An 8,747-nucleotide genomic window follows, 5' to 3' on the forward strand; every position below is an offset into this window, starting at 1 on the left:
GGTGAAGCAGGAAGCCCCCGGAAGGGTCAGACGACCCAGGCCGGAATCCCTGGACTTTAGGCCAGGGAGCACGTCAACCGCGACAGTTGGCAAAGCGTGGGGAGCCAGGCGGCTGTCCCCGTTGTCGAAGTGGAAGTCTTCTGCTCGGACCCGGACGAGCACCGAGAGCGCGTGACCACGCGATCGACCGACATCCCCGACCTGCCGCTGCCCGACTGGCAGCAGGTCCTCGACCGCGACTACGAACCGTGGAACCGGGAGCACATCGTCATCGACACCGCCGGACAAGACCCGCAACAGTCACTTGCCCTGCTCCTTCACCATCTTGATCACCCGGCGGACCCCACGCCATCCCGAACCGGGCGCCCATCGGGCTGCGAAACGGAGCTAGGTAGACCCTGGAGGCCGTCCGCTACTCCAGCACTGCACGGAATGCGCGCTCGCCGATGCCACGCATCAGTGGGTTGTCCGCCGCGTGCGACAGGAAGACCAGGGACCGGGCAAGCGCCCACCCGCGGGCCCGCTGTCAGGTTGCATCGTCCGCGCGGCCGTACGCCTGGAAGGGGGGCACGCTGTTCCGCGGTGAACAGCATCCAGGCCACGGACAGGTCGGTGGCGGGATCGCCGGAGGTGATGTCACCGAAGTCGATCACTGCGCCGATTCGGCCGCGGTCGACCAGGATGTTGGCCGGGTGCAGGTCCCCGTGCAGTCACACCGGCGGCCCGTCCCAAACGGGCGCAGCGGCGGCCGTTTCCCAGACCTGCACTGCGATGGCGCGATCGGCCGGGTCAACATGTGCCAGCCCGGTCAGAACGCCCTTGGCCCGCTCGGCCAGCGGAATCCCGCGAGCTGGGTTGACGGGCGCCGCCGAAGGAGCTGGGGCATGCAGCGCATCCAGAAAACCGCCGAGCGTCGCCGCGGCCGACCAGGGGTCGTCGGGCTCCGATCGGGCCGCGATCCGGCCTTGGAAAAGCGGCACGACGCTCCAGGGCCACGGGTAGTGAGCCGTGGGCGTCCCGACACGCGCCGGTGGCGGCACAGGCAACGGCAGGCGGTCGGCCAACTCCGGCAGCCAACGCTGTTCGTGCGCGACGAGACTGGCGGCCATGGCACGCCGGGGCAACCTGAGGAGGAACTCCTCGCCAAGCCGACACACAAGGTTGTCCCAGCCGTTGGCGAGCACCTCGACCGGCATCCGGCTTCAGCAGCGCGGTCAGCAACACCCAGCCGTGGGTCACCAGGGTCGGCACGGCGGTGACCCACGTGAACGAGGGAACCGTCCGGCTCGACGACGGCACCTCGACCCGTCGGCGCCCGGCTTGTAACAACACATCGCCGCGATCGACGACGGTTCTCGTATCCGCTCGCCTTCCGGGATTCCGTGCGGCTGATCCCGCTCGTTCACGGGCGGTTACAAGGCCGGGCAGGCGGCTTGCGTCAGCGCGGCCAGGAGGCCTTCCAGCGCGGACTGGCCCGTGACGGGCGTGCGGACCGCGGCGTGAATCGATCGGATCGGCTCCGGGTTGCGCACCTTGAGCACGGTGACGCCCGGATGACGGCTGGCGAGTCCCATCTCGGGGACCAGGGCGACGCCGAGGCCGGCTGCCACAAGGCCCTGCGCAGTGGCGTAGTCCCCGCTCTCCACGGCGAAGTCGGGACTGAAGCCGGCGGCTGCGCAGGCATTGACCACTGAGTCGAGGCACGGGCCGGGGGTCTCGCTGCCCACCCATGCCTCCTCGGCCAGGTCGCTCAGGTTGATCACTCGCTTCGAGGCCAGGCGATGTCCTTTGGGCAGGACGGCGCGGTACGCGTCGTCGCGCAGGTGCACCAGTTGGACGCCTTCATGGTGTGTGCCGCGCGCCCTGACCACGATCGCCAGATCGGCGTGCCCCTTGGTGACCTCGGGAAGCGGGTCGTCAGGGTCCGTCATGCGCAGATCGATCCGGACGCCGGGAAACCTCTCCCGGAGGTCGGCCAGTGCGGGAGCCAGCAAGGTCGAGCCGACGGTGGCGAAATAACGGACCGTCAACTGACCCGTGCGTCCCTCGCGCAGGTCGGCCAGCGCCGTCTCGGCGGCAGCCACATGCCTGCCGATGGTGGCGGCGTGTTCGGTCAGCAGCTTCCCTGCGGCGGTCGGCCGTACACCGCGCCCGATCCGCTCGAGGAGGGCCACGCCCGCCTGCTTCTCCAGCGCCGAGATCTGCTGGCTGACCGCCGAAGGCGTGTAACCGAGGTGGTTGGCGGCAGCGGTCACCGAGCCACTGGTGACCACGGCGCGCAGTACTTGCAGCCGTCGCACATCTAGCATGAAGCAAGTCTTAACGGATTCCGCCAGAAGTCAAGTTGTGCTTCAGGGCGGCAGGCACTCGACGATTAAGTTCTGCTGAAAGCAGCTTCATGATCTCGTGCTTTTCCTTTCGTTCCGCCTCGGGCAGGGTGACATTTGCGAGTGCCGCCCATGACTTGAGGAGTGTCATGCCGCCGACCCCTTGCGACAGGGCCCAAAGCTACTGCGATGGTGGTGAGAATCGTGGATGATCTTCGGAACAGGGCGTGGGCCTGGACGAGGATGGGCGTCCTCGCTTTGCTGTGGGGGTCGACGTTCCTGTGGATCAAGGTCGCCCTGGAAGGTTTCTCACCGGTTCAAGTCACAGTGATCCGATGCGTTCTGGCGTCGATGACACTGCTGGCTCTGTGTCTTGGAGAACGACGGCGGCTGCCGAGCGGTGCGGCGATGTGGCGACGCCTGTTCGTGGCCGCGTTCTTCTGCAACGCCCTGCCCTTCAGCCTGTTCAGCATCGGTGAACGGACCGTCAGTTCGGGCGTCGCAGGCGTGCTCAACGCGACAACGCCGTTGTGGTCGGTGTTGATCGGGCTCGCCATCGGAACGGAGCGCCGGATGCCCTCGACGCGCCTGGGGGGCTTGGGGGTGGGCTTCGCGGGGGTTGTGGTGATCTTCGCGCCCTGGCGGACCACCGGGAGCGTCGGCTGGGGTGCGCTGGCCATCATCGCTGCCGCGGCGAGCTACGCCGTCGGGTTCGCATTCATGGGCAGGACGCTCGTCGGAAGAGGCATCCCCACCGTCTCCTTGTCCTCGGCCCAGATCATCGCAGCGACGGTTCTGACCACGCCGACGTTGCCGGCCGGCGGCCTGTCTCAGGTGCACCTGACGGTTGCGGCTGTCGTCGCCGTCGTGGTCCTGGGCGTCTTCGCCACCGGCATCACCTTTCACCTGACATACCGGATCATCGCGGACGAAGGTGCGACCAATGCGGCCACTGTCGGCTACCTGCTACCGGTCACATCCGTGCTGCTGGGCGCCATCGTGCTCGGGGAGCACGTCAGCTTCCGCGTTGCGGCAGGCATGGCCGTGGTGCTGATCGGCGTCGGAATGGTCCGCCGAGAGAGGTCCGAACCGGCCCCGGCCGCGCTGTCGCCACACACATCCATCAGTCCGGGGCGTTGATGTCGGCCCTTCAGAACTCCTACTGAGCTCTTCGGGTTGTTGTCGGCCGGTGGGCGAGTGTGAGTCCGGTGCCGGCGAGGCAGCCGTCGATGAGGTCGGGGCGGACCTGGATGTGGCGCAGGCCCCCGGCGGAGGGTGCGTTCGAGGTGCTCGTCGTCGGTGAAGGCGGTGTTGGCCAGCGGGCCACGCCGTAACAGCGACCAGACGCCCTCGACCGGATTCAGGTCTGATGCATACGAGGAAGTTGCACGATGGTCAACCAGTCGTGTGCGGCCGCGTACTCGCGCATCCCGGCGGCCCGGGAAGTGGCACTCGGCGAGGCCAATGGCGTCGAGGGCGTGGCCGCGTCCGGCTTCCGGGCCCCGAGGGGCTACGGCGTTGTGGATGGACTCCGCGGCTGCCTCGGCATGCTCCCGCTTCTGCCGGGCCAGGTCCAGGAGGCGGCCGCCGGTGACGCCCGCCAGTTCGGCTTCGTCGAAGTAGCAGATCCAGTAGGGCTCTTCATCCGGCCCAGCCTCGCCGAGCTTTTCGGCCGCCTCGCCGGTGGCGCGTTTGACTCGTGCCGCAGCTCGCGGTGCTGGTAGATGCCGTACGCCAGGACAGGCAGCTGCGCGTCACCCGTCAGCGCTCCGGCGGCAGCCCCTCCACCAGGCGAGTGGACCCTCTCGGGCTGGTCGCAATGGCAGGCGGGTGGTACCTGATCGCCCGCAGCCGCGGAATCCGCGCCTACCGGGCCGCACGGGTCACCGACGCCGAGATCCTCCCGGACTCCTTCGCCAGGGCCGCCGACTTCGATCTCGCGCAGTACTGGACGCGGTGGTGCGCCGAGTTCGAAGCGAGCCTGGACCAGCTGCCCGTCACCGTCCACCTCACTCCGGCCGGGCTCGCCGCCCTGCCCGAGATCCTCGGCGACACCACGGTCACCGACCACGCGACCTGGGACCCGGACAGGGGCCGGCACCGCCTCGTACTCCACTTCAACTCACCGGCCGCGGCCCGGCGCCGCCAACTCAGCTTCGGTTCCGACGTCGAAGTGATCGATCCGGTCGAGGCACGCGACGACCTCGCCGAGGCGGCATGCCGCACGGCTGCCCTCTACCGCCCCGCCGCCCAGGTGGGTCGAAGGCGGCGGCCCACCGAACCCTGATGAATGATCTTGACGGCGTCGTCGTGGTCGGGGTTGACCCAGGCGCCGAAGTTCATCGCGCCCAGGGTCAAGGGGCTGACCTTCACTCCGGTACGGCCAAGGGTGCGATAGGTCGTCATGTCGGATGCGTGCCGTTGCTGTTGCTGTCGAGACTGTGGAAGCAAGGGGTGACACTCAGAGCTCGCGGACTCACCGCTCGCGCAGTTTCGGAAGCAGCTGGTCGCCGATGCGGCTGATCTCCTGCTTGTAGGGGGTGTCGGACAGCACGAAGTGTGTGATGCCGAGCTTGCGGTAGTTCTTCAGCGCCGTCGCCACGTCGTCGGCGGAGCCGACAAGCCAGGTCGTCGCCGCTCCACCGCCGCCGAACTTGCCAGGCGTGGTGTAGAGGCAGGTGTCGAGCACCTCGCCGCGCTCGGCGAGATCGAAGAGCCGCTGCTGCCCGACCGCCGTCCTGCGGTTCCCCGTCCAGGTGGCCTTGCCCGTGCCGGCCGCCATCTTCGCGACCTTCTCCTCGGCGGCGCGCCACGCTTCCTCGGTGGTGGCGCGCACCAGTGTCGTGATCCGCAGCCCGAACTCCAGCGGCTTGTGCCTGCGGCCCACCTGCTCGCTCAACCTCTTGAGCCGGTCGATGCGTTCGGCGACTCCGTCGAGCGGCTCGCCCCAGAAGAGCTGAACGTCGGCCTCGGCCGCGGACACCTGTTCGGCGGCCTCGGACGCGCCGCCGAAATACAGCGTCGGATGCGCTCGCTCGTCGCTGACATAAGGGCGTGGCGCGACCGTGGAACTGGTGACCTGGAAGTGCTCGCCGTTGAAGGTGACGTTCTCTTCGGTCCACAGGCGCCGGACGAGATGCAGGAACTCCTGCGTGCGTGCGTACCGTTGCGTGGACTCGACGTTGGTGTCGCCGTACGCGGCGGGATTGTCCAGTCCACTGACGATGTTGACGAGGACGCGACCACGACTGAGCTGGTCGAGCGTTGCTGCTGCGCTGGCGAAGTTGGCCGGCTGCCAGTAGCCGGGGCGGATCGCGATCAAGGGCTTGAACGTCGTGGTCCGGGCCGCCAGGGCCGTGGCGACGGTGAAGGTGTCCGGGCGTCCCCATCCGGTGCCGAGCAGGGCGCCGCCCCAGCCGTGGTCTTCTGCATTACGGGCAAGGTCGGTCGAGTACTCGATGGAACCCCAGCCGGATGTCGTGTCGTCGCCGCGATGGCCCGGTTCGACGGTGTTGGGGATGTACCAGAGGAATTCCAGGTTCATCATGCTTCCGATCGCTGCACAGGCCGGCACCGGCGCGACGCCGGGCGGAGGCCGTTATGAGGAATTGGGGGAGTCGGGCACGGAAACGCACGTCGGCAGGCGTGCCGACGCGCCTCAGCTGTGGGCAGGCCGGGTCCGTACGACTGATGTGTCAGGGGGCCGACTGATCGACCTTGATTTCGAGAAGCGCGGCCGCCGCGTTGAATCGCGTCCAGACGCCAGACGCCAGACGCCAGACGCCGGACGTCAGGCCTCAGGAGTCCAGGCTGTTGGGCGGCGCCTGGGCGGCGGCGCAGCGCAGAGTGGACTGCAGCATCAACACTGTGCGCTCGACACGCGGAGGAGGTCGACACAGCGCTCGCTGGTAAGGAGCAGGACCTCAGGCATGTGGTCGAGTCTCTGTGTGATCGATCGGAATGTCAACGAGACCCTGTAGCCCCGGTAGCCTTGACGTCGGCAGATGGAGGGCGAGGACGACCACGCCTGCTACGTCAAGCCGTGGCCGGGTTCCTGCGCTCGGACGGGGGCAGCAGGAGGATCTCCAGGGCGCGGGCGCACGTACGGGCCTGGGTCAGGAACCAGGACATGCGGTCATGCGTGATCACGTCCGGGGTGGCGCGCACCGCCAGCGCGAAGCGCGCGGACTCCATGTGGTCGAGCACCGGTACGGCCAGGGTGCGCACCCCGTACGCCGACTCGCCGTCGTTGAGTGCGTACTCCGCGACGCGCACCCGCTCCAGTTCGGCGGCGAGAGCAGCAGGTTCGACGATGGTGCGGTCCGTGAAGGCGGGCAGCGGCGGTAGCGACTCAGGGCCGCCCTCGCCCGGCCGGGGCCAGGCGAGGAGCACCTTGCCGAGCGCGGTGGAGTGCAGCGGCCTGCGCAGTCCCACCTTCGGTGTGACGGAACCACCCGCCACGATCACCGCGTGCGGACCGCTGCGCAGCGCCAGGTCGGCGGTGGCACCTGTGCGCTGGGCCAGGTCGGCCAGTTCGGGCGCGGCCAGGTGCAGGCCCCGCTGGTGGTAGGAGAGCCGTCCCAGCTCGGTGACGGCGGGACCCAGCCGGTAGCGGGCGGTCCGTGCGTCCTGTTCCAGAAAGCCGGCACCGAGCAGGGTGCGGGCCAGCCGGTGCGCCGTCGACGTGGAGAGGTTCAGTCGTCGCGCGAGCTCGGAAGCGCTGAGGTCCGGAGCGTTGTCGTGGAAGCAGTGCAGGACGTCCAGGGCGCGCTGCACCGCCTGCGCACCGGAGGGCGAACGTGCTGCCGAAGTCTGAGTCATCCTTGGATTCTCCCGTTGCCCATCGGCCTTGAACGGGCTCATGATTCCCACATTACGGCACCCTGTTAGCGGCTGAATTGGGCTTTGAAACACTCCGTTCATGTTGGTTCCCACATCGTGGGAAGCGGCTTGCTCGGGTCCCTGAACCCGTGTCAGGCTGCGTTCGTCGCCGTCGGCCGCCCGGTCCGACGGATGTCCTGACGGCCGGAGGGGAGCAGCGCGATGACTACCGCCGCTTCCGTTCCGCCCGCGCCCTGCAGCCTCACGGTGCGCCGCCACATCGACCTGGGGCGCGTCTTCAGCGCTGCTTGTCTCTGATCCCTCCGGCTGCTCAGGACGTCCTGGCCGCCCCTGGCCGGTCCGGGCCGCCACCGTCGGCCGCCCCGTCCGTCCGCAGCTGATCCGGCCGCACTGTCGGCCGAAGCGCCGCTCGGCCACGCGGTGCCGCGCGGTTGGCCCCTTGCGGCCTCACCTCATCTTTTCCCTCCCACCCCGGGAAGACCACATGACGCATGCCCCTGTGCCCGACACCCTCTGGTACACCCGCTGTCCCGTGCCCACGGCCACCGGAATCGCCGCCGACCGGCGCTGGCTCGCGGCCGAGTTCGCGCCGGACGGCATCGCCGTACGCTCCCTGCAGGACGCCGCACCCGACGTCGACGCCGAGATACGCCGAACCCACTACACCCACTCCCTGCCCGCGCTCTTCCGCGAGGGAGGCAACGTACCGGCGCTGTGGGCACGTTCACGGGGCGAGCAGACGCGGCTGATCGGACTCACCTGGATCGAGGAACGCCAGACGATCCTCGTGGCTCCGGGATCCGGCGTCCGTGGCGCCGACGCACTGCGCGGGCTGCGCCTGGCGGTGCCGATGCACCCCGTCCCCATCGACTTCTGGCGGGCCATGGCGCTGCGCGGCTTCCAGGGCGCGCTCGCATCCGCCGGACACACCCTGGACGACGCCGCACTCGTCGACGTACCGGCCGACGGCCATCGCGGGCAGTGGGCCGCCGAGCTGGCCGCCCTCGTGCGCGGCGACGTCGACGCCGTGTACGTCAAGGGCGCCCTGGCCGTCGAGGCGGCACAGCGGGCAGGTGCCGAGGTCGCCGTAGAGCTCGACGACCTGCCCGACCGAAGGCACCGCGTGAACAACGGCACACCGCGCCCCATCACCGTCCACCAGAGCCTGCTCGACGACCACCCGGACCTCGTCGACCGCTTCCTCGCCGTGCTGCTGCGCGCCGCCGACTGGGCCGCGGACCAGCCGGAGGAGGTCGCGCGGATTCTCGGCGCCGAAACGGGAGCGGGCAGCGAGGGAGTCCTGGGCGCGTACCGGTCCGGTACCCATCGCACCCTCCACCCCGATCTGTCGGAGGAACGCCTCATCCTGCTCGCCGAGCAGGAGTCCGCCCTGCGCGCGCACGGCTTCCTTCCGGAGCACGTCGACGTAAGGGCCTGGGCGGATCCCGAGCCACTGAGCCGCGCCCGCCTCCGCCTCGCCGCCGCTGACAGCGCACCTTCCCCGGCCGCACACGACGAAGCCGCCTCCCCGCACCTCCTCCCGTCCTCACCCCGCACGCACCCTTAAGGACCCGCCAT

The 8,747-nt window shown here is 69.2% G+C and carries 8 protein-coding genes and 3 pseudogenes; 4 read left to right on the forward strand and 7 right to left on the reverse strand.

Annotation, left to right across the window (positions count from 1 at the left end; translation table 11 throughout):
• Nucleotides 1-329 precede the first annotated feature (329 nt).
• The 3 genes and pseudogenes from IE318_RS35465 to IE318_RS35475 all read right to left on the reverse strand — a co-directional run bounded on the left by IE318_RS35465 (nucleotide 330) and on the right by IE318_RS35475 (nucleotide 2,478).
• Nucleotides 330-1,196: pseudogene (locus IE318_RS35465) on the reverse strand (aminoglycoside phosphotransferase family protein).
• A 216-nt stretch (nucleotides 1,197-1,412) separates the two neighbouring features.
• Nucleotides 1,413-2,309, reverse strand: a complete 897-nt coding sequence (locus IE318_RS35470; protein WP_189906960.1) for a LysR family transcriptional regulator — start codon at nucleotides 2,307-2,309, stop codon at nucleotides 1,413-1,415.
• A gap of 10 nt (nucleotides 2,310-2,319) precedes the next feature.
• Nucleotides 2,320-2,478, reverse strand: coding sequence for a hypothetical protein (locus tag IE318_RS35475; protein WP_189906962.1), 159 nt, complete (start codon nucleotides 2,476-2,478; stop codon nucleotides 2,320-2,322).
• Between the two features lie 38 nt (nucleotides 2,479-2,516).
• Here IE318_RS35475 and IE318_RS35480 point away from each other — a divergent pair, with 38 nt between their 5' ends.
• Nucleotides 2,517-3,467, forward strand: coding sequence for a DMT family transporter (locus tag IE318_RS35480; RefSeq protein WP_189906964.1), 951 nt, complete (start codon nucleotides 2,517-2,519; stop codon nucleotides 3,465-3,467).
• 19 nt (nucleotides 3,468-3,486) lie between these two features.
• On the opposite strand, the pseudogene IE318_RS45560 reads toward IE318_RS35480, so the two are convergent.
• Nucleotides 3,487-3,768: pseudogene (locus IE318_RS45560) on the reverse strand (transposase); the annotation flags it as partial.
• Between IE318_RS45560 and IE318_RS46405 the strand changes: the two are divergent.
• Both IE318_RS46405 and IE318_RS35490 read left to right on the forward strand, forming a co-directional pair.
• Nucleotides 3,719-4,051 (forward strand): hypothetical protein, encoded by a 333-nt coding sequence (locus IE318_RS46405; protein ID WP_189906966.1) that lies wholly within the window; start codon nucleotides 3,719-3,721, stop codon nucleotides 4,049-4,051. The pseudogene IE318_RS45560 and the gene IE318_RS46405 sit on opposite strands and share 50 nt — an antisense overlap.
• The gene (locus IE318_RS35490) at nucleotides 4,042-4,614 is read left to right on the forward strand and encodes a helix-turn-helix transcriptional regulator (RefSeq protein ID WP_229903972.1); all 573 of its coding nucleotides are present in this window, start codon (nucleotides 4,042-4,044) and stop codon (nucleotides 4,612-4,614) included. The genes IE318_RS46405 and IE318_RS35490 overlap by 10 nt, the downstream gene beginning before the upstream one ends.
• Here IE318_RS35490 and IE318_RS45570 read toward each other — a convergent pair.
• From IE318_RS45570 to IE318_RS35500, 3 genes and pseudogenes are all read right to left on the reverse strand, one after another.
• Nucleotides 4,611-4,733: pseudogene (locus tag IE318_RS45570) on the reverse strand (aldo/keto reductase); the annotation flags it as partial. The gene IE318_RS35490 and the pseudogene IE318_RS45570 sit on opposite strands and share 4 nt — an antisense overlap.
• Nucleotides 4,734-4,803: 70 nt before the next feature.
• Nucleotides 4,804-5,874, reverse strand: a complete 1,071-nt coding sequence (locus tag IE318_RS35495) for an LLM class flavin-dependent oxidoreductase (protein WP_229903962.1) — start codon at nucleotides 5,872-5,874, stop codon at nucleotides 4,804-4,806.
• 488 nt (nucleotides 5,875-6,362) lie between these two features.
• Nucleotides 6,363-7,148 (reverse strand): IclR family transcriptional regulator, encoded by a 786-nt coding sequence (locus IE318_RS35500; RefSeq protein ID WP_189906970.1) that lies wholly within the window; start codon nucleotides 7,146-7,148, stop codon nucleotides 6,363-6,365.
• 505 nt (nucleotides 7,149-7,653) lie between these two features.
• Here IE318_RS35500 and IE318_RS35505 point away from each other — a divergent pair.
• On the forward strand, nucleotides 7,654-8,736 hold the full coding sequence (locus IE318_RS35505) for an ABC transporter substrate-binding protein (RefSeq protein WP_189906972.1): 1,083 nt from the start codon (nucleotides 7,654-7,656) through the stop codon (nucleotides 8,734-8,736).
• The last annotated feature ends 11 nt before the right edge of the window (nucleotides 8,737-8,747 follow it).

This window comes from Streptomyces spiralis (assembly GCF_014654675.1).
GTDB classification, from domain to species: domain Bacteria; phylum Actinomycetota; class Actinomycetes; order Streptomycetales; family Streptomycetaceae; genus Streptomyces; species Streptomyces spiralis.